The following is a 19,443-nucleotide window of genomic DNA, read 5'->3' on the forward strand; positions in this document are numbered from 1 at the left end:
TGTTCCCGCACCGGCCCAAGCCACTGGTCAGGAGTCCGCATTCCGGTACAGCCGTCTCAGCAACGAGACGAGCGGGCGGCACCGCCGGCCGGCGGTGCCGCCCTGGGGTCAGTCGTTGTCGGTGATCGTCCCCGTCACGCTGAACGGCAGCTTCAGCTCGCCACCGACCACCTCCGTGACGGCCGCGGTGAAGGTCTCGGCGGGCTCCTTCACCTTGTCGTCGATCAGCCGGACCTCGATCACGCCCTTGGTCTGGCCGGGCTCGACGTACCCGTAGAACGAACGCGACGGCGGCTCCTCGTCGAGGGCCTTGAAGTCCTTGCCGAGAACGGCGGTGCCGTCCTTCAGCTCGCCCTCGACCGACACGTACTGGTCGCTCGGGGCCGACAGCGTGATCGGGAACTTCAGCACCTTCGCGTTCTCCTTCGCCGTCGCCGTGCCGACCTTCAGCGTCGGCGTCGGGTCGTCGTCGATGACCAGCCCGTGCCCGAACGACTCGTCCAGCAACCCGTCGTGCGGGACCGACAGGACCAGGCTGAAGGCCAGGTCGGCGCTGTCGCGGGTGTTCGCCGTGATCGGCACGGTGATCTTCTCCCGGGTCTGACCGGGCTTGAACACGATCTTGCGCGCCACCTGGCCGACCGAGCTGCCGAGGTCGCCGTTCGTCTCGGCGTACACGCTGACCGGGCGGATGCTCGGCCGCGAGAGCGTCACGAAGAAGTCGACGTTCTTGGTCCCGGTGTCGCCCTCTCGCACCTTGACGTTCGACGCGGACAGCTTCGGCAGCAGCACTGCCGGCGCCGACGTCCCGACACCCGGCCGCGAGAACGACAGGTCGCTCAGGAGCACCGTGCCACTCGCCACCCGGTCGGTCCGCAGCTCGACCGCCCGGACGTCGCTCAGGTCGATCCCCTTCAGCGACGCGATCGGCACCCGGACGGTCCGGAGCAGGTTCTTCGGCGTGATGTCACCCGCGCCAGGCATCCGCACCAGCGCGTCGCCGAGGGTGGAGGCCGGCACCGACGCGGCCCGGCCGTGCCCGTCGACCACCCGGACGCTCAGGTCGGTCCGCGGCGCTCCGGCCGCATCAGGGGCCGCCCGGAACGTCAGAGCGGCGTACCGACGGACGTCACGCTGGCCGGCAGCCACCGGAACCCGCAGTACGCCGTCCTTGCCGGTCCAGCTCAGCTTGGTGACACCTAGCGTCGGCGTCTGCGCCGCGAACCACGCTGGGATCCAGTGTGGCGTCTGGCTCGGGTCCTCGACCTGCACGCAGTCCGACGAGCACACCGTCGCCTTGGCCTTCCCGGAGACCGCTCCGGCCGGCAGCGGCTGGTCCAGCCTGGACAGGTCGCGCCGGTCAGCGGCAGGAGCCTGCGCGACCACCCGTACGACGGCCTTGCCGGTCGAAGCGGCCTTGCCGTTGGAGCCGTCGAGCAGCGGCAGCAGCTGCTTCTCGTGGCCCAGCTGCAGCCGGAAGAAGCCCGCCACGTACGCCGTACCGACGGCCTGCTGCTCCTTGGCCTTCAGCCGGCCCGCGTACTTGGGCCCGCAGGGCGACTCGGCGCCCTCCTCGTACCAGTCGTCGTTGGAAGGGGCCACCGACTGGCCAGGGGTCCACTCGGTGTTGAAGAAGTTGTGGTTGGCGCCCAGCACCGTGACGGTCGAGCGCGGCGCGTTGTCGCCGGTGACCGCGTAGCGGGTGTCGTCGTAGAACTTCTGGCCCTGCAGGTCGGAGACGTCACCGTCGCAGTACGGCAGGACGACGCTCATCGCGACCCCGGGCACGGTCGCCCGGGCGAAGTCGGTCGGCGCGAGCGGGAGCACCGCGCGGATCCCGTACTTGCCGCCGCGATCGGCGTTGAGTACGGCGGCCCGCGCCACGCCGTCACCGCCACGCGAGTGACCCATCAGACCGACGGTGCGCAGGTCGACCTTGCCGACGAACTTGGTCCCGAACGGACCGCCGCCGACGGTCGACCACTTCGTCCACAGGTCGAGGTGGTCGAGCACCAGCTCGGCCCGGGCCTGCGCGCCGGCGTCGTACGCGTCGCTGTCCCAGGCGTTGATCGCGTTGGCGCTGATCGAGACGACCTGGTAGCCGTGGCTGGCCAGGGCCTCGGCCGGGCCGTCGTACCCGCGGTAGCTCGGGATCGGCTTCCAGACGCCGGTGCACGGCCAGGGCTTGTCCGGGTACGGGCCGTTCTCGTCGCCGCCGTAGCAGACCTGGTGACGGCCGTGCAGGAAGACGACCAGCGGGCGCGGGCCGGTCGCACCGCGCGGCGCGTAGACCTTGCCGCGAAGCTCCGACTTCTGCTTGAGCCCGGGCAGGTAGACGGCCTCGTCACCGAGGTTGTACTCCGAGGTCTCGACCGCGTACCTGCCCTTGGCGCCGGGATCGTCGGCCAGCGCCGGTCCCATCTTCGCTTTCAGCCAGTCCGCGTCGGTCGGTCCGGCCGCGGCCCTGGACCGCTTGCCGTCGCCGTCCGGGTCGCCGGACCAGGTCAACTTCACGTCCCGGGCCTTCAGCACGGCCGGGTCCTTGCTGATCAGCGAGACGCTCCGGCGATCGGCCGACTCCTTGGCCACGCCGATCACGCGGCCGTCGACCGACAGCACCGGAAGCGCGTCTCGTAACGGGACCTGACGATCCAGGTCGAGCGTCACCCGGTACCCGCCGGCGACGCGTTCGATCTGCCAGTCATTGCTCTTGGCAACAGTATGCGGAGCGGGGGACGGTGCCGCCGATGCCTGCGGCACCAGTCCCCAGCCCAGTAGTGCGACCATCCCCAGCGACAGTGTTTTGCTGCCGATCAACCGCACGAGGTTCCCTTCGTCGACGAACAGGTCGTCCGTCAGACCCCCGAGGCGGCGCATTGGTTGTCGTGGTCAACGGATCGGGACGAAAATCATGCCACGGTCCGAGGCCGCGTCATGCCACAGTCTGACGCGGCAACCACCGACGTGTGATCAGCTCCGGTCGTCGTCCACGATCAGCCCGGACCGCGTCACCGGCCCGGCGAACACGACGCCGTCGACGGTGCCGACACAGATCGAGAACGACTCGGCCGGTTCCACGACCTTGTCGTTCAGCAGGTCGACCTGGATCCAGCCGACCCGCTCGCCGGCGCTCACGTGGCCGAACGCCTTGGGGATGCCCGGCGCGTAGCCCTGCAGGTCGGACCCGAGCTTGGCCGTCCCGTTGATCAGTTGGCCCTCGAAGGTGATCTCCTTCCCGGTCGGTGCCGACAGCCGGACCGGGAACCGCAGCCTGCCGGACGCCTCGTGGCCGACGGCGTCGCCGATCGTCAGCACCGGCGCCGGGTCGTCGTCCAGCACCACGCCGTCGGCCTGCGCGTCCCCGACGATCGCCTGCGTCGGCAGCGACAGCTGCAGCGTGCCCTTCAGGTCGTAGCCGTCCACGGTGTTCGCCTTCACCACGACGCTGACCTTCTGCTTCGTCTGCCCCGGCGCGAACACCAGCCGCCGGCTCACGTCCTCCGGCCGGGCCTCCCACGGATTCCCGGTGCTGGTCTCGGCCCACACAGTGACCGGTACGGCGGACGGCCGCGACAGCGACACCCAGTAGTCCAGCGAGGTGGTCCCGGTGTTGCCCTCGGTCGCCTTGGCGTCGGCCACCGACACACTAGGCAGCTTGACCGGAGCCGACGTGCCCAGACCGGCGCCGGAGAAAGCCAGGTCGGACAGGTAGATGGCACCGGCAGCAGTCCGGTCGGTGCGGAGCTCGACCGAGCGGATGTCCTTCCGGTCCAGCTTGCCCAGCCACCACAGCGGCAGCCGGACCGTCCGCAGCAGTGTCTTCGGCAGCGCGAAGTCGTTCGCGCCGGGCAGCCGGAGCAACGCGTCGCTGATCGCCGACACCGGCACGTTGACGAACTGGCCGCGCCCGTCCGTGACCCGCAGCGAGAGGTCCGGCCTGGCCAGACCAGTCGGCTCTGGCGAGGCGCGGAAGCTCAGCGCGGTGTACTTGGTGACGTCCCGCTGCCCGGCGGGCAGGTCGAAGCGCACCGAGCCGGTCGGGCCTGTCCACCGCAGCCTGGTGACGGCAGTGGTCGGTGCTGTCCTGGCGATGGCTGACGAGTTCCAGTGCGGCATCTTCCAGCCGTCGTACGACGTCCAGCACGGAGGCAGCGCCGGGGCGGGTCCGCTGTCGTCGGGCAGGCCCGCGCAGACCTCGGCCTTCGCGGCTCCGCTGACAGCGCCGGCCGGCAGCGCGGCGTCCAGCCGGTTCACGTCCCGCCGCTGTGCCCCCGGTGCCTGCGACACCACGCGGACGACGGCCTTGCCCACCGACTCGGCGCGGGTGTTAGACCCGTCGAACAGCGGTAGCAGTGCCTGCTCGCGGCCCAGCTCGAGCCGGAAGAAGCCCGCGATGTACGCCCGGCCGACGGCCTGCTGCTGTACGGCGGTCAGCCGCATGCCGCCTCGGACCGAGCACGGGCTGGTCGTCGTACCGTCGTCGTAGCCGTCGTCGAACGAGGGCGCGACCGACTGGCCGGGCGTCCACTCGCGGTTGAAGAAGTTGTGGTTGGTGCCGAGCACCAGCAGCGTCGACCGGCGGGCCTGGTCCGGCGTGACGGCGTACCGGCTGTCGTCGTAGAGCTTCTGGCCCTGCAGGTCGACGACGTCGCCGTCGCAGTACGGCAGCAGCACGCTCATCGCCACGCCGGGCACGGTTGGCCGGGAGAAGTCGACCGGTGCCAGCGGCAGCACCGCGCGGATGCCGTACTTGCCACCTCGGTCAGCGTTGAGGAGCGCGGCCCGGGCAACGCCCTCGCCACCGCGCGAGTGGCCCATCAGGCCGACGCTGCCGAGGTCGACCTTGCCGACGTACTGCTTGCCGTACGGGCCGCCGCCGGTGGTCGACCACTGCTTCCACAGGTCGAGGTGGGCCAGGACCAGCTGCGCGCGGGCCATCGCACCGCCGTCGTAGGTGCCGTCGTCCCAGGCGTTGATCGCGTTCGCGCTGATCGAGACGACCTGGTAGCCGTGGCTGGCCAGTGCCCAAGCAGGGCTGTCGTAGCCGCGGAAGCTGGGGATCGGCTTCCACTGGCCGGTGCACGGCCAGGGCTTGTCCGGGTACGGGCCGTTCTCGTTGCCGCCGTAACAGACCTGATGGCGGCCGTGCAGAAACACCACCAGCGGCCGGGGCCCAGTCGCACCGACAGGGGTGTAGACCCGGCCCTGCAGCTCGGCCTTGTGGCCCAGGTCCGGCAGGTTGATCGCCTCGGCACCCAGGTTGTACTCCGACAGGCCGACGCCGTACTGGCCGAGCGCAGCGGGGTCGACTGCGTTCGCCGGGCCCGGTGGCAGCTGCTGCCACTCCTTGAGCAGCGTCGGGTCGGTGGTGGAGCGTCCGCCCTTACCCCTGTTGAGCTCGGTCGACCAGACCAGCGTGACCTGCTGACCGCTGCGGACCGACTTGTCTTGGGTGACGACGGTGAGCGTACGGCGGTCCGCCGACGCCTTCGCCGTACCGACGACCCGGCCGTCGACCGCCAGCAGCGGCAGGGCCGCACGCATCGGTACCGGTTCGGCCAGCCGCAGCGTGACCTCGTACCCGGTGGCGACCGGCTTGATCGACCAGTCCTTGCTCTCGGTCGGCGACGCCTGGCCGGTCATGGGTGCTGCCTGACTCTGGTTCGCCGGGACCAGCAGTGCCAACGCTAGGACCGGCACCACCCCCAGCCTCGCGAACAACCGCACAACTGCCCCCTTGGTGCCATGGGCCGCGCGCGTGCGGGCCCCTCCCCCTACCTAGACGCCGGCGGGGGCAAAACGTTGCACGCCGGTGTCACCTTTGCACCTACGTGCACGGCTGGCGGAAGGCCCGCTCGACCTCCTGCGGGTGCTCCATCTGGGCCACGTGACCGGACTGCGGCAGGTAGAGCGACCGGGCGTCGGGGAACGCGGCCTGGGCCTTGGTACGGATCTTGGCGTCCACCAGCCGGTCGCGGCCGCCGTACACGAGCAGGACCGGGCAGGTGATCTTGGACGCCTCCACCCACAGCGAACGGCGCGGCGGAGCCAAGTACGACAGCAGGATGCTGCGGGCTCCGTCGAGCGTGGCCTGTGGACCCCACGGCGAGGCGTCGCGGGCGCGCAGCTCCTCCTCGTACGCCTGTCGCACGTCAGGCGGCAGCGCGTCGGGCTCACCGAAGATCAGCCCGTAGCCGGCCTGCAGCCGGCGCTCGAACGGCAACTGCTTGCTCCGCTCCAGGACCACTCGGCCGAGGCGCGGAGTGGACAGCGCGGCGAACCAGAGCGCGGTCACAGACGCCCTGGGATGCGGTAGTGCCGGAGAGATCAGAGTCAGTGACGCCACTCGCTCCGGTCGACGGGCCGCGAGCGCCACCGCGACCGAGCCGCCCATGGAGTTGCCGAACAGATGGATCGGCTCGTCCCCGAACTCGGCGTCCCACAGCCGGCCGACGACCTCGGCCTGGTCGTTGATTCCGCCGCGCGCGGCCGGCGGGGTCTGGCCGAAGCCCGGCAGGTCGGGGGCGATGCCGCGGACGGTGTCACTCAGCAGCAGGCCGAGCGTGGTCCAGTTCAGGGACGAGCCGCCGAGCCCGTGCACGAACAGTGCCGGTGGCAGGTCGGATGCCGTGCCCGGGATGTCTCTGACCAGCACGTCCACGCCCGAGACCGGCACCTTCCGATCCGGCCATGCCTGGGCACCCAGCGGCACTGAAGCGTTGGTTACTCCCGCGTAACTGTCCACAGAGCCATGGTAGAACCCCTTCAAGGCGGGACACTGGGACCCATGGCGGCCGGACAGACCCAACTGACCACCGAGGTCGACGGGCAGACGATGAAGCTCACCAACCTCGGCAAGGTGCTCTACCCGCAGACGGGGTTCACCAAGGCGGAGGTGATCGACTACTACCACCAGATGGCCACCCTGCTGCTCCCCCACCTGTCCGACCGGCCGCTGACCCGCAAACGCTGGCCGGACGGCACCGGCGCGGCGTACTTCTTCGAGAAGAACGCACCGCGCGGTACGCCGCCCTGGGTGCGCACCGAGACCCTGCCGACGCCCGGGAGTTCGACCGGCCGGGACGAGGCCGACTTCGTGGTCGCGGACGACGTACAGACCGTGGTCTGGCTGGCCAACCTGGCCGCGCTCGAGCTGCACGTGCCGCAGTGGCGGATCGGGCTGTCCGACGGCGGCAAGGACCCGCAGGCCGACCTGGTGGTCTTCGACCTCGACCCGGGGCCCGGCGCGACCATCGTCGAGTGCTGCGACGTCGCGCTCGCCCTGCGTGAGCTGCTCGGCCACTACGGGCTGGAGGGGTGGCCGAAAACGTCCGGAAACAAGGGGATGCACCTGTACGTGCCGATCGTGCCGACGTCGTCGCGGACGGCCAGTGCGTTCGCCAAGCAGCTCGCGGAGCAGCTGGCCGAGGCGCTGCCGGAGAACGTCACCGCCACGATGACCAAGGCGCTGCGGCCCGGCAAGGTCTTCATCGACTGGAGCCAGAACGCCAGCGCCAAGACCACGCTCGCGCCGTACTCGCTGCGCGGCGCGGAGGAGCCGCGGGTCTCCACGCCGATCGACTGGGACGAGGTGGCCGCAGCGACCTCGCAGGAGGAGCTGACCTTCCTCCCGCACGAGGTGCTGGCGCGGGTCGAGGAGTACGGCGACGTGCTGGAGGGCCTGTACGACGATCCGCGGCCGCTGCCTGGATCGAAATAGAACCAGTGGTCCACTGGTCTGTACAAATGTGCGCGACTTGCTCAGGGAAGGAAACACGAGTGACTACCGCTAGGTAGGATTCGGACGGTATACACCGGGGGCGGGTCGTCGCCGGTGCCGCACCACCGTAAGGAGCCGATGTGTCGACGACACCGGAGACCGCACCGAAGCGTGGCAGTCGCCTGCCCCGGCTGGCTCGCCGCGCGCAGCTGCTCGAAGCCGCCCAGGAGGTTTTCGTCGCCAACGGCTACCACGCCGCCGCGATGGACGACATCGCCGACCGCGCCGGCGTCTCGAAGCCGGTCCTGTACCAGCACTTCCCCGGCAAGCTCGAGCTCTACCTGGCGCTGCTGGACAGCTCCTGCGAGGCGATCGTCGCGTCGGTCCGGGACGCGCTGAAGTCCACCGAGGACAACAAGCAGCGAGTCGCGGCCACCATCCACGCCTTCTACGAGTACGTCGCCAACGCCCAGGGCGCGTTCCGGCTGGTCTTCGAGTCCGACCTGACCAACGAGCCGGCCGTCCGCGAGCGCGTCGACCGCGTCACCCAGGCCTGCGCCGAAGCCTGCTCCGAGGTGATCAGCGCCGACGCCGGCCTGAACAAGGAACAGTCGATGGTCCTGGCCGTCAGCCTGGTCGGCATGGCCCAGGTCAGCGCCCGCTACTGGCTGGCCTCCGACAACCCCACCCTCGCCCAGGAACAAGCCGCCGACCTGGTCGCCAGCCTCGCCTGGCGAGGCATTCGAGGCTTCCCCCGCACGGAAGGCTGAACTGGAGGGGCACCACCGGCGCAGCCGGCTGGTGCGGAGGGGACGCTGGCAGACACCTCTGCCACCGTCTCCCCGGCCCTCCTCCCCAGCTCTTTCCGGCCGGTGCGACCTCAGCGCACGCGACCTACCCGGCCGCATCGCAAGCAACCTCAGCCACCGGCGGGGCGAAACGAGAGCACCTACCCGGCGTACAGCTTGCTCCGAGTTCTGCTGTTGGCGGACTGGTGAGAACGCGGCGGCGGCAGCGGATAGGCTCGTCGGCGTACCGGCGAGACGCGCCGGTCGGAACGTGCCCGGGAGGGTTCCGTGGAGGTCAAGATCGGCGTGCAGCACGCCAATCGTGAGTTGGTGCTGGAGAGCGAGCAGACCCCGGAGGAGGTCCAGTCGGCCGTCGCCGAGGCACTCACCGGCAAGACCGGGCTGTTGACGCTGGTCGACGAGAAGGGCCGCCGGCTGATCGTGCCGGCCGAGAAGCTCGCCTACGTCGAGATCGGCGAGTCCGAGATCCGCAAGGTCGGTTTCGGCGCGGTCTGAGACACCACCCGGCCACGGTCTGGGATCGGTCCGGACTCGAACGCGTGTCCCGGTTGCGGAGTCCGGCGATCGGGGCACGATGAGAGATGAGACCTGCGTTCAGGTGGTCTGACGACGTACCCGTTTGACCTCGGGCACTGGACAGGCGCAGGTAGTCATTTTCGAGGAGGAACCGTGGGATTCTGGGTCTGGATGATCATCGTCAGTCTCATCGCCGGAGTCATCTTCGGGCCGTTGGCCCGACTGGTGCTCCCCGGCAAGCAGAACATCAGTCTTGGTTGGACCATCCTGGGCGGCGGCATCGGCGCCTTCCTGGGCGGTGTGATCGCCTACTTGCTCGGCGTCAAGGACACCTCCGGCCCGGACTGGATCCAGTACCTGATCCAGATCATCTGCGCCGCGATCGTGGTCGCGTTCATCTCGTCGCGCAACAGCGGCAAGGCCAGGGTCTGACCGCAGCCTGACCGGCGGCCGCCACCCCCACCCGGGGGCAGGCGGCCGCTTCGCGTTTCCGGCGGTACTACGGCTGCAGCCCGAGCGCGGTCATCCGCGCCGTGTGCGCCTCGGTCAGCCGGGTGAACATCCGCCCGATCGCCGCCAGGTCCAGCCCCGGACGATCCACCGACCCGGCCAGCAGCGCGGTCAGCGAGTCACGATCGGCCGCGATCCGCTGAGCCTGGCTGAGCGCCTCGCCGACCAGCCGGCGGCCCCACAACGCGAGCCGCCCACCGAGCTTCGGGTCCTCGTCGATCGCCGCCCGCACCCGGTCCACCACGAACTCGGCCTGCCCGGAGTCGGCGAACACCTCGAGCACCAGCGCCCGCGTCTCGCCGTCCACGAACGACGCGATCTCGCGGTAGAAGTCGTTGGCCAGCCCGTCCCCGACGTACGCCTTGACCAGGCCCTCGAGCCAGTCCGACGGCGCGGTGTGGTCGTGAAACGCCTCCAGCGGCGTGACGAACGGCTGCATCGCGTCCATCGGGTCCACCCCGAGCGCGACCAGCCGGTCCCGCAACTGCACGAAGTGCCCGAACTCGGTCGTCGCCAGCTGGGCCAGCTGGGCCTTGTCGTTCAGGGTCGGCGCCAGCTTGGCGTCCTCGGCGATCCGCTCGAACGCGGTCAGCTCGCCGTAGGCCAGCACGCCCAGCAGATCCACCGCCGCGGCCCGGTAGGCGGGATCGTCGAAGGCCGTCGTCTCGGTCATGCCCCGCACCATATCGGCCCCGGCGTACCAGGAGGCGAAATCCGAGCTGGGCGGCGTGGACGGCCTTTGCGGTTACACTGGACGGTGTTTCGCCGGTGACGCGCCCAGATGGGCAGCTGGTGCGAGCCGCTTGCACAGTGTCCCGCGCCTCACGATGAAGGGCTCCGGGTGTTCCGAACGAGGACACCTGACCCTGGCGCCGGCCCTGTGCATTCTGTCCGTACAAGCATGTGAGAGGCGATCAGCCTGACCACCTTCCGAGAGCTCGGGGTCCTGCCCGAGATCTGTGACGCGCTCGACCGCGTCGGCATCGTGGAGCCGTTTCCGATCCAGGAGATGACGCTCCCCGTCGCACTGATGGGCACCGACCTGATCGGTCAGGCCCGGACCGGGACCGGCAAGACCCTCGGGTTCGGTATCCCGCTGCTGCAGCGCACCATCTCGCCGGGCGAGCCCGACTACGAGGAGCTGGCTGCCCCTGGCAAGCCGCAGGCCCTGGTCGTCACCCCGACGCGTGAGCTGACCATCCAGGTCGCCAAGGACCTGACCACCGCCTCGACCGTGCGCACGGTCCGGGTGATGACGATCTACGGCGGCGTCGCGTACGAGCCGCAGCTGGACACCCTGAAGTCGGGCGTCGACGTCGTCGTCGGTACGCCGGGCCGGCTGCTCGACCTGGCCAACCGCGGGGTGCTCGACCTGTCGCACATCAAGGTGCTGGTGCTGGACGAGGCCGACGAGATGCTGGACCTCGGCTTCCTGCCCGACGTCGAGCGGATCCTGCGCAAGACGCCCGAGCTGCGCCAGACAATGTTGTTCTCGGCAACCATGCCGTCGGCGGTCATCGGCCTGGCCCGGACCCACATGCGGCACCCGCTGAACATCCGCGCGGAGTCCCACGAGGACACCCAGATGGTGCCGACCACGGCCCAGTTCGTCTACCGGGCACACGATCTGGACAAGCCCGAGGTGGTCGCACGGATCCTGCAGGCCGAGGACCGCGGCCGGGTGATGATCTTCTGCCGGACCAAGCGCGAGGCCGGCCGGCTGACCGACGAGCTGACCGACCGCGGGTTCAAGGCCGCGGCGATCCACGGCGACCTGAACCAGCAGGCCCGCGAGCGGGCGCTGGCCCGGTTCCGCGGTGACAAGGTCGACGTTCTGATCTGCACCGACGTCGCGGCGCGGGGTATCGATGTCGAGGGCGTCACGCACGTCATCAACAACACCTGCCCCGAGGACGAGAAGGCCTACATCCACCGGATCGGCCGGACCGGCCGCGCCGGTGCGAGCGGGATCGCGGTGACGTTCGTCGACTGGGCCGACCTGGTCCGCTGGAAGACGATCAACAAAGCGCTCGACCTGCCGTACGACGAGCCGCAGGAGATCTACTCCACGTCGCCGGAGCTGTACCACGACCTCGGCATCCCGACCGACGCGAAGGGCCGGATCAAGGCCGCGCGCGAGGACAAGCCCGAGCGCGACCGTCCGCCGCGGCGCAGCGAGGGCGAGTCGGGTTCGGCGCCGGCCTCGGGCGAGCGCCCGGGCCGCAAGCGGAACCGGAACCGTCGCCGCACCCGGAGCGGCCAGGCCGTGGAGAGCGTCGAGCAGAAGACCGACGCCGACGTGACCGCGAAGACGCTGGTCCCGCCGAACGCGGCGACGTCGACCGAGGCCGCCGAGCACGCGACGGTCGAGCGCGGCGAGCGCAAGCCCCGCCAGCGCAACCGCCGTCGTCGCGGTGGTGACTCCGGCGAGAGCACGGAGTCGCTGGCGCCGCAGCCGGCTGCTGTGGAGGCGGAAGCCGTGCCGGCCGAGGCAACCGAGGAGAAGCCGCGCCGGACGCGCACCCGTCGGCGCACCGAGTCGGTGGAAGCTGCTGCTCCGCAGGAGACAGTCGAAGCACCGGCAACGGTTGCTGAGGTTGTCGACGTACCTGCTGAGGAGAAGCCTGCTCGGCGTACGCGGACTCGCAAGGCAGCGGCTCCGGCCGAGGCCACGGTGGCCGAGGCTGTTGACGCACCGGCCGAGGAGAAGCCCAAGCGGACCCGTACGCGGAAGGCCGCTGCTGCTCCGGTCGAGGCGGAGGCTCCCGTTGAGGAGAAGCCGAAGCGGACCCGGAAGAAGGCTGTCGCGGCGCCGGCTGCCGAGGAGGCCCCGGTGGTCGAGGAGGCTCCGGTCGCCAAGAAGGTCGCGGCCAAGCGACCGGCGAAGAAGGCCGCCGCCAAGAAGACAGTGGCCAAGAAGGCCGTGACGAAGAAAGCAGCGGCCGAGCCTGCTGCTGACGAGGCGGCCGGGGAGAAGCCGGTGAAGCGCGCGCGCAAGAAGGCCGCGCCCGCCGTACCGACCTTCACCGCACCCGAGTAACACCGAACGTCGCAGACGACCCCGTCCAGTTCTGGGCGGGGTTTTCTGTTGCCCGACCGTGACCGAACACCGCAACGCCGTCCCCCGGTACGACCGTCCTAGCTGGACAGATCGTCGAGGGGAAAGAGGGTGTGGGGCGATGGTGAAGACACGGTGGGCCGCCGTAGCGGCAGGGGTTGTGCTGGCGGCCGTGGCGCTGTCCGGCTGCAGCGGTGGCGGCAACGAGTCGAACTCGACGGCGGGCAGCGCCGCGGCGCCGGAGTTCAGCGGGCCGCAGGACAAGGCCGGTGACTCGTCGGCCACGGACCAAGGCAGCAAGGAGAAAGCCGGTGCTCCGGCGCAGCCGAACCTGACGCGGGCGATCGTCAAGACCGGTTCGCTGACCGTCGAGGACAACGACGTCGACAAGCAGCGCCAGGCCGCGATAGGCGTCGTGACGAGCCTGCGCGGTCAGGTCGCGTCCGAGGACACCGGCAGCGACGACGACGGGCGGATCACCCGCGCGAACCTCGTGCTCAAGGTGCCGACGGCGGCGTACGAGACCGCGATCCAGCGCCTGTCCGAGCTCGGCACCCGGACCGGGATCCGCCAGGAGTCCAGTGACGTCACCGAGCAGGTCGTCGACGTGGACAGCCGGATCGCCTCCCAGCGCGCCAGCCTCGAGCGGATGCGCGCCCTGCTGGCGAAGGCGACCACGATCGCCGAGATCGTCTCGGTGGAGTCGGAACTGACCCGGCGCGAGGCCGACCTCGAAGCCCTGCTCGCCAAGCAGAAGGCCCTGTCCGGCCAGACCGAGCTCGCCACCTTGTCCCTCGTCATCGCCGAACCGGGCAAGGCGCCGGTCGTGGAGACGGACGACCGGGGTTTCCTCGCCGGTCTCAGCGGAGGCTGGAACGCCTTCACCACAACGTTTTTCGCCCTGACGACGGTGCTCGGCGCCGTGCTCCCGTTCCTGGTCGCCCTGGCCCTGCTCGGCTATCCGCTCTACCGCTACCGCCACCGCCTTCGCCGTACGCCGGTCGCCACGCCTGAACAGCCTTAGAGCAGCGACTTCGCCAGTTCTCTGTACGCCGCCGCGCCGGGGCTGGTGGGCGCGGTGGTGAGGATCGTCTGACCGATCGCGGGAGCCTCGGCGAAGCGGATGGACTTGGGGATCGGCGGCTGGAGGACCGGCAGCTCGTACGTGCCGGCGATCGTCTCCAGCACGGTCCGCGCGTGGGTCGTGCGGCCGTCGTACAGGGTCGGGAGGACGCCGAGGATCTCGAGGCCCGGGTTGGTCAGCTGCTGGACGTCGTGGATGGTGTCCAGCAGTTGGCCGACACCGCGGTGCGCGAGCGTCTCGCACTGCAGCGGGATCAGCACCTCGGACGCCGCCGACAGCCCGTTGACGGTGAGCAGGCCGAGGGTCGGCGGGCAGTCGATCAAGATCCAGTCGTACGACGACGCCAGCGGCCGCAGCGCCGTCCGCAGCGACTGCTCGGCACCGCTGTCGCGGGACAGCCGGACCTCGGCCGTGGCCAGCTCGATCGTCGCCGGAACCAGGTCCGGCCCCTCGTCGAGCGCGATCAGGATGTCGCGCGCCTTGGACCCACCGAGCAGCACGTGGTGCAGCGAGACCTCCAGGTCCTCGGGGTCGACGCCGAGCGAGAACGTCAGGCAGGCCTGCGGGTCGAGATCGACGAGCAGCACGCGCTGCCCGAGCTCGGTCAGGGCAGCACCGAGCGTGGCGACGGTGGTGGTCTTCGCCACCCCGCCCTTCTGATTGGCGACTGCCAGCGTCCGCGGCACCCGGCCATTGTGCCGCACGGTGGAACAGGCCGCCTGCCGGGGCGCCTGTTGACTTAAAGCATTGTTGAAGTTTCAGGATGATCCGCATGACTACGACCGTGAACCCGCCGACCCGGGCAGGCCGCCGCGAGTGGCTCGGCCTGGCCGTCCTGGCCCTGCCGACCATCCTGATTGGCCTGGACATGACCGTCCTGCACCTGGCCGCCCCGATGCTGACCGCCGATCTCGGCCCGAGCAGCTCCGAGCTGCTCTGGATCATCGACGTGTACGGCTTCGTCGTCGCGGGCCTGCTGATCACGATGGGCACGGTCGGCGACCGGATCGGCCGGCGCCGGCTGCTGATGATCGGCGCCGCCGGGTTCGCGGTCGCGTCGCTGATCGCCGCGTTCGCGACCAGCGCGGCGATGCTGATCGGCGCCCGGGCGCTGCTCGGTCTGGCCGGGGCCACGCTGATGCCGTCGACGCTCTCGCTGATCAGCAACATGTTCCGCGACCCGCGGCAGCGCCAGCTGGCGATCGCGATCTGGATGACCAACTTCATGGTCGGCGGGATCGCCGGTCCGCTGGTCGGCGGCGTCCTGCTGGAGAACTTCCACTGGGGCGCGGTGTTCCTGATCGGCATCCCGCCGCTGCTGCTCCTGCTCGTGCTGGCCCGGCCGCTGCTGCCCGAGTTCCGTCACCCCGGTGCGGGCCGGATCGACCTGCCCAGCGTGGTGCTGTCCACCGGTGCAATCATCGCGGTGGTCTATGCCCTGAAGGAGACCGCCAAGGATGGCGTACACCTGATCACCCTCGCCGTACTGGCCGCAGGCCTGCTGGCCGGCTACACCTTCGTACGGCGTCAGCTGACCCTGGCCGAGCCGCTGGTGGACCTGCGCCTGTTCCACCTGCCGTCGTTCAGCGTCTCGCTGGGTGCACAGACCTTCGGCCTGTTCGTCCTGGCCGCTACCGGCTTCCTGTCGGTCCAGTACTTCCAGCTGGTGCTCGGCCTGTCGCCGCTGAAGGCAGGCCTGTGGATGATGCCGTCAGCTGTCTCCGGGATCCTCGGCACGCTCGGTGGGCCGCTGATCGTCCGGCGGCTGAACGCCGGTACGGCGATGACGCTGGGCTTCCTCATCGCTGTCCCCGGTCTGGCGCTGATGGCTGTGTCCGGCCTCACGACGACCGTCGTCGGCCTGGTGATCGCCAACTTCGGCATCCAGCTCGTCCTGGCCCTCACGTACGACCTGGTGGTCGGCAGTGCTCCGCCGGAGCGCGCCGGACTCGCGTCAGGCATGGGCGAGACCGGCACCGAACTCGGCATGGCCCTCGGCGTCGCTGTAGCCGGCAGTCTGGTCACAGCGGTCTACCGCAGCCAGGTGACCGAGCAGACGCTGCCCGCTGGGGTCTCCAGCGACGCACGCGACACACTGGGCAGCGCGGTCGCAGTGGCCGAGCAGCTGCCTGGCCCGCTGGCCAGGCAGGTCCTGGAGCTCACCAGGTCGGCGTACACGAACGGCGTACAGGTCGCTGCCCTCGTCAGCTTGGGCATCGTCGTCGTGCTGGCTGTGGCCACCGCCACCCTGCTGCGAACCAAGCAGCGGGATACCGTGGAGTCGTGAGTACGCCGCGCACGCTGACCCTGCCCGACGGGGTTCGTCCCGTCACGCTCGAGACCGACCGTGGCAACTTCGCCACCCTGCAGGCCGTGCCCGACGTCGGTACGCCGCTCGGTACGGCGCTGCTGGTCCCGGGCTGGACCGGCAGCAAGGAGGACTTCACTCCGCTGGTCGACCACCTGGCCCGCTTCGGCTGGCGCGCGGTCGCGGTCGACCAGCGGGGACAGTACGAGACGCCCGGACCGGCCGACCCCTCGGCGTACACGCTGAAGGAGCTCGCGCTCGACGTGGTCGCGATGAGCAAGGAGCTGGGCGGCTACAGCCAGCTGGTCGGGCACTCGTTCGGCGGGCTGGTCGCGCGGGAGGCGGTGCTGGCCGACTCGTCGGTGTTCTCCACGATCACGCTGCTCTGCTCGGGGCCGGGCGGCTTCAGCGACGAGGCGAAGGTGCAGGGGCTGCAGATGCTGGCGTTCGGCCTCGACAACCTGCCGATCGAGCAGGTGTACGACCTGAAGCTGGAGCACGACAGCAAGGAGCCGCGGTACGTCGCGCCCGCGACCGAGATCGCGGCGTTCCTGCGCCGGCGGTTCACCGGGAACGTGCCGGTGGGCCTGGCCGAGATCAGCAAGCGGCTGATCGACGCGGAGGACCGGACCGAGAAGCTGGCGGCGTCCGGCGTACGGGCTCAGGTCGCGTACGGCGAGACCGACGACGGCTGGCCGCTCGCGGTGCAGGACCGGATGGCCGACCTGCTCGGCGTGAAGCCGCAGGTGATCGCCGACGCCGGCCACTCCCCCGCGATCGAGCAACCGGCCGCGACCGCGCGGATCCTGGTCGACTTCTTCCACGACCACCACTGAGGACAAGCCGTCACCTGGCCCTCTGCGGTGGTTAATCTGGTCTAGTCCGACCGGCCACTCGAGAGGGTCCCCGATGAACGCGACGGTCAGCCCTCGGCACACCGAGCTGGTCCTGGGCGAGCTGAGCCGGGTCCGGATCGGCGTCGCGCCGGCACCGATGGCGAGCCTGATCTCGCTGGTCGTCGACACGCTCGGTGGCCCCCGCCAGGGGATCGCCCCGGACTGGATCCGCACGATCCGCCGGGCGCTGCCGCCCGACGCGGCCCAAGCGGTGATCCCGATGTTCAACCGCACCGGCGCGCTGCTGCCGGCCTGCCTGACCCCGCTCGGGATCGACGGTTCGCCCGTCCAGGAGCAGCTCGACCGGATCGCGAACGTCACGCCCGACGAGCTCGGCGAGGACGTCGAACTCATGACACCTGGCGAGCCGCCGATGCCCTGGAGGGGTGCACTGCGGCGGCCGCGCCAGTGGCTCGGGCTGTACGTGAGGCTGCTGACCGCGGCCTGGACGGCGTACGCGCCGATCTGGCAGGAGTCGAGCGGGATCCGCGCGCGGGAGACCGACCGGATCGGCGCTGCGACCGTGACGGGCGGGCTCGACGTACTGCTGTCCAACCTGAGCACCCGTGCCCGGTACGGCGAGCAGACGCTCTACCTGTCCGACCAGCACCCGTACCGGGTCGTCCTCAAGGACCGGCCCGTCGTACTGGTCCCGCTGGTGTCCGGTACGTCGGCGTCGGTCTTCAACCTGGACGAGCCGGACCGGGTGTGGCTTGGCTACCCGGTCCCCGGCCTGGACCGCCTGGGCGAGGCGCCGCCACCAGCTGCCGACAGCCTCGCCCTGCTGATCGGCCCGCTCCGCGCCGCCATCCTGCGCGCCCTGGTCCGCCCTGTCTCCATGGGCCGCCTGGCCCGCCAGCTGAACGCCGGGCCCAGCACGGCGACGTACCACTGCACCCAGCTCGCGGCAGCCGGCCTGGTCGTCCGACACCGCGCCGGCCGCGAGGTCCGCATCCAACGCACCCCTCGCGGCGACGCCCTGGTCGACCTGCTCAGCTGACCGGCCGGATGTACGGCTGCAGGTCCAGCGAGTCCACCCCGACCGGCTTCAGCGCGGTCAGCGTCTTCTCATCCAGGATCCGCAGCTCCACCCGCACGGGCTTGTCGCCGACGCCAAGCCCCACCGAGGTGATCCCGTACTCCCGAATCGGCAGCGCCTCCACGGCCGCCTGCTGCTTCGCGGCCTCGGACTGGCTCACCTTCACCTGCGTCACGCACAGGTTGCCCTTGACCTGCGGCTCCAGCGCCCGCCGTACGGCCGCGACATCGCCGTGCGCGACACCGATCATCAGGACGCTCGGCTTGTTCGGCGGGGCACCGGGCGTCGTCTCGGTCGGGAACCCTTCCGGCCAGCCGATCCACGGGTTCTGCAGGTCCGCCGTACGAGCCTTCACGAACTGCTCGATCGCTGGGGTGATCGACTGACTCGCGTCGCCCTTCGTCCATCCACCGGCGGGCGCCGCACACGGAACCGTCGGCGCCGCGTCGCCCGGCTGCACTGTCGCAGGCGGTCCCTGTTCCTCGACCGCGATCGTCCCGGCCTTCCAGATCCCGACCAGCTTGGCGTTGCCGGTCTTGACGCCGCCGATCACGTTCAGGTCGATCAGCCGCGTGAGATCGACCCCGGTCAGATCCACCGCCGCACCGGGCGCGCACGCCGGCGCCTCGCCCCCGGGACCGCCCACCGAGATCGCCGGCACCGGCAAGCAGTACCGCACCGGTACGCCGGGCGCCGCGACCACCTGACCGCTGACCTCCACCCGGTCCCCGTCCCGGACCTCCAGCGGATGCGTCTTCCCGTTGCCCGGGGCAACCACCGGCTCGTCGTCGCCGCCGGGCAGGACGACCAGCGCCGCCGCCGCGATCGCCGCGACGCTCGCCGCGGCCAGCGCCGGAACGACCCATCGCCGCCTCGGCTTCCGCGTGATCCGCTCCAGATCCGGCTCCGGTGGCGAAGGCTGCTCGGCACGCCACCGAGAACCCGCCTGCCGCAGCAGCTCGTCGATCTCGTCGGTCGGTGTCATTCGCTGACCTCCAGCAAGGACCGCAGGCGCGCCCGCGCGTCGGAAAGAGTTGATTTCACGGTGCCCTCGGAGCACCCCATCACGGCGGCCGTGTCGGCCACCGACAGATCGGCGAAGTAGAAACAGTCCACCGCCAGCCGCTGCCGCACCGACAACGCCTCCATCGCCTGCCCGACGTCCACCCGCCCGTCGACGTCCCCACCCGTCGCCGCGGCGTCGTGCTCGGCCAACTCCACCACCGGCCGAACCCGCCGCGCCGCCTTCCGCGCCTGGTCCGCCGTGATCGCCAGCAACCACGCCGACGCCGACCCGCGCGCCGCGTCGTACTGCCCACGCTTCATCCAGGCACGCGTCAACGCCTCCTGCACGATGTCGTCCCGGTCGGCCCCCACCCCCAACCGCCCGGCCACCCGCGCCATCGCCGGCAGATGCGGCCGCACCCACGCGACAAACCCGGCCCCGTCCGCCGGAGGCGCCACCACCCCACCCCGCTCGATCATCGTCGCAGCCACACCCTG

The 19,443-nt window shown here is 70.5% G+C and carries 16 protein-coding genes; 9 read left to right on the plus strand and 7 right to left on the minus strand.

From position 1 onward, the window contains the following. Positions 1–108 precede the first annotated feature (108 nt). From HDA39_RS19795 to HDA39_RS19805, 3 genes are all read right to left on the minus strand, one after another. On the minus strand, positions 109–2,877 hold the full coding sequence (locus tag HDA39_RS19795) for a Calx-beta domain-containing protein (protein WP_202893060.1): 2,769 nt from the start codon (positions 2,875–2,877) through the stop codon (positions 109–111). A gap of 93 nt (positions 2,878–2,970) precedes the next feature. Further along, a complete protein-coding gene (locus tag HDA39_RS19800; RefSeq protein ID WP_238356098.1) occupies positions 2,971–5,643 on the minus strand; it encodes an alpha/beta hydrolase in 2,673 nt (890 codons plus the stop codon). 184 nt (positions 5,644–5,827) lie between these two features. Beyond that, positions 5,828–6,745 carry an alpha/beta fold hydrolase gene (locus HDA39_RS19805; protein WP_184797118.1) on the minus strand — a complete coding sequence of 306 codons (918 nt, stop codon included), beginning with the start codon at positions 6,743–6,745 and terminating at the stop codon, positions 5,828–5,830. A gap of 42 nt (positions 6,746–6,787) precedes the next feature. On the opposite strand from HDA39_RS19805, the gene ligD reads away from it, so the two are divergent. The 4 genes from ligD to HDA39_RS19825 all read left to right on the plus strand — a co-directional run bounded on the left by ligD (position 6,788) and on the right by HDA39_RS19825 (position 9,477). Next, positions 6,788–7,720, plus strand: a complete 933-nt coding sequence (gene ligD / locus HDA39_RS19810) for a non-homologous end-joining DNA ligase (RefSeq protein ID WP_184797120.1) — start codon at positions 6,788–6,790, stop codon at positions 7,718–7,720. Between the two features lie 140 nt (positions 7,721–7,860). Then, entirely contained in the window at positions 7,861–8,490 is a 630-nt protein-coding gene (locus HDA39_RS19815; RefSeq protein WP_184797122.1) for a TetR family transcriptional regulator, read from the plus strand. 306 nt (positions 8,491–8,796) lie between these two features. Further along, a complete protein-coding gene (locus HDA39_RS19820) occupies positions 8,797–9,024 on the plus strand; it encodes a DUF3107 family protein (RefSeq protein WP_184797124.1) in 228 nt (75 codons plus the stop codon). Between the two features lie 174 nt (positions 9,025–9,198). Next, positions 9,199–9,477 carry a GlsB/YeaQ/YmgE family stress response membrane protein gene (locus HDA39_RS19825; protein ID WP_337925806.1) on the plus strand — a complete coding sequence of 93 codons (279 nt, stop codon included), beginning with the start codon at positions 9,199–9,201 and terminating at the stop codon, positions 9,475–9,477. Positions 9,478–9,544: 67 nt separating this feature from the next. Here HDA39_RS19825 and HDA39_RS19830 read toward each other — a convergent pair whose 3' ends face one another. Further along, entirely contained in the window at positions 9,545–10,228 is a 684-nt protein-coding gene (locus HDA39_RS19830) for a ferritin-like fold-containing protein (RefSeq protein ID WP_238356099.1), read from the minus strand. Positions 10,229–10,564: 336 nt separating this feature from the next. Here HDA39_RS19830 and HDA39_RS44125 point away from each other — a divergent pair, with 336 nt between their 5' ends. Together HDA39_RS44125 and HDA39_RS19840 are read left to right on the plus strand one after the other, a co-directional pair. Further along, on the plus strand, positions 10,565–12,595 hold the full coding sequence (locus HDA39_RS44125) for a DEAD/DEAH box helicase (RefSeq protein WP_238356100.1): 2,031 nt from the start codon (positions 10,565–10,567) through the stop codon (positions 12,593–12,595). Between the two features lie 139 nt (positions 12,596–12,734). Further along, on the plus strand, positions 12,735–13,637 hold the full coding sequence (locus tag HDA39_RS19840) for a DUF4349 domain-containing protein (RefSeq protein ID WP_184797128.1): 903 nt from the start codon (positions 12,735–12,737) through the stop codon (positions 13,635–13,637). Here HDA39_RS19840 and HDA39_RS19845 read toward each other — a convergent pair. Further along, entirely contained in the window at positions 13,634–14,383 is a 750-nt protein-coding gene (locus HDA39_RS19845; protein ID WP_184797130.1) for an AAA family ATPase, read from the minus strand. The genes HDA39_RS19840 and HDA39_RS19845 overlap by 4 nt on opposite strands. A gap of 86 nt (positions 14,384–14,469) precedes the next feature. Between HDA39_RS19845 and HDA39_RS19850 the strand changes: the two genes are divergently transcribed. The 3 genes from HDA39_RS19850 to HDA39_RS19860 all read left to right on the plus strand — a co-directional run bounded on the left by HDA39_RS19850 (position 14,470) and on the right by HDA39_RS19860 (position 17,901). Continuing rightward, complete coding sequence (locus HDA39_RS19850) at positions 14,470–15,984, plus strand: MFS transporter (protein WP_184797132.1); 1,515 nt, start codon at positions 14,470–14,472, stop codon at positions 15,982–15,984. Next, on the plus strand, positions 15,981–16,841 hold the full coding sequence (locus tag HDA39_RS19855) for an alpha/beta fold hydrolase (protein ID WP_184797134.1): 861 nt from the start codon (positions 15,981–15,983) through the stop codon (positions 16,839–16,841). Before HDA39_RS19850 ends, HDA39_RS19855 begins: the two co-directional genes overlap by 4 nt. 73 nt (positions 16,842–16,914) lie before the next feature. Further along, positions 16,915–17,901: an ArsR/SmtB family transcription factor gene (locus HDA39_RS19860; protein WP_184797136.1), complete on the plus strand. Its 987-nt coding sequence runs from the start codon at positions 16,915–16,917 to the stop codon at positions 17,899–17,901. Here the strand turns inward: HDA39_RS19860 and HDA39_RS19865 are convergent. Both HDA39_RS19865 and HDA39_RS19870 read right to left on the minus strand, forming a co-directional pair. Beyond that, positions 17,894–18,925 carry a hypothetical protein gene (locus HDA39_RS19865; protein WP_184797138.1) on the minus strand — a complete coding sequence of 344 codons (1,032 nt, stop codon included), beginning with the start codon at positions 18,923–18,925 and terminating at the stop codon, positions 17,894–17,896. The two genes, HDA39_RS19860 and HDA39_RS19865, sit on opposite strands and share 8 nt — an antisense overlap. Further along, positions 18,922–19,437, minus strand: coding sequence for an RNA polymerase sigma factor (locus HDA39_RS19870; protein WP_337925807.1), 516 nt, complete (start codon positions 19,435–19,437; stop codon positions 18,922–18,924). Before HDA39_RS19870 ends, HDA39_RS19865 begins: the two co-directional genes overlap by 4 nt. Positions 19,438–19,443: the final 6 nt, after the last annotated feature.

The sequence above is a fragment of the Kribbella italica genome (genome assembly GCF_014205135.1).
GTDB classification, from domain to species: domain Bacteria; phylum Actinomycetota; class Actinomycetes; order Propionibacteriales; family Kribbellaceae; genus Kribbella; species Kribbella italica.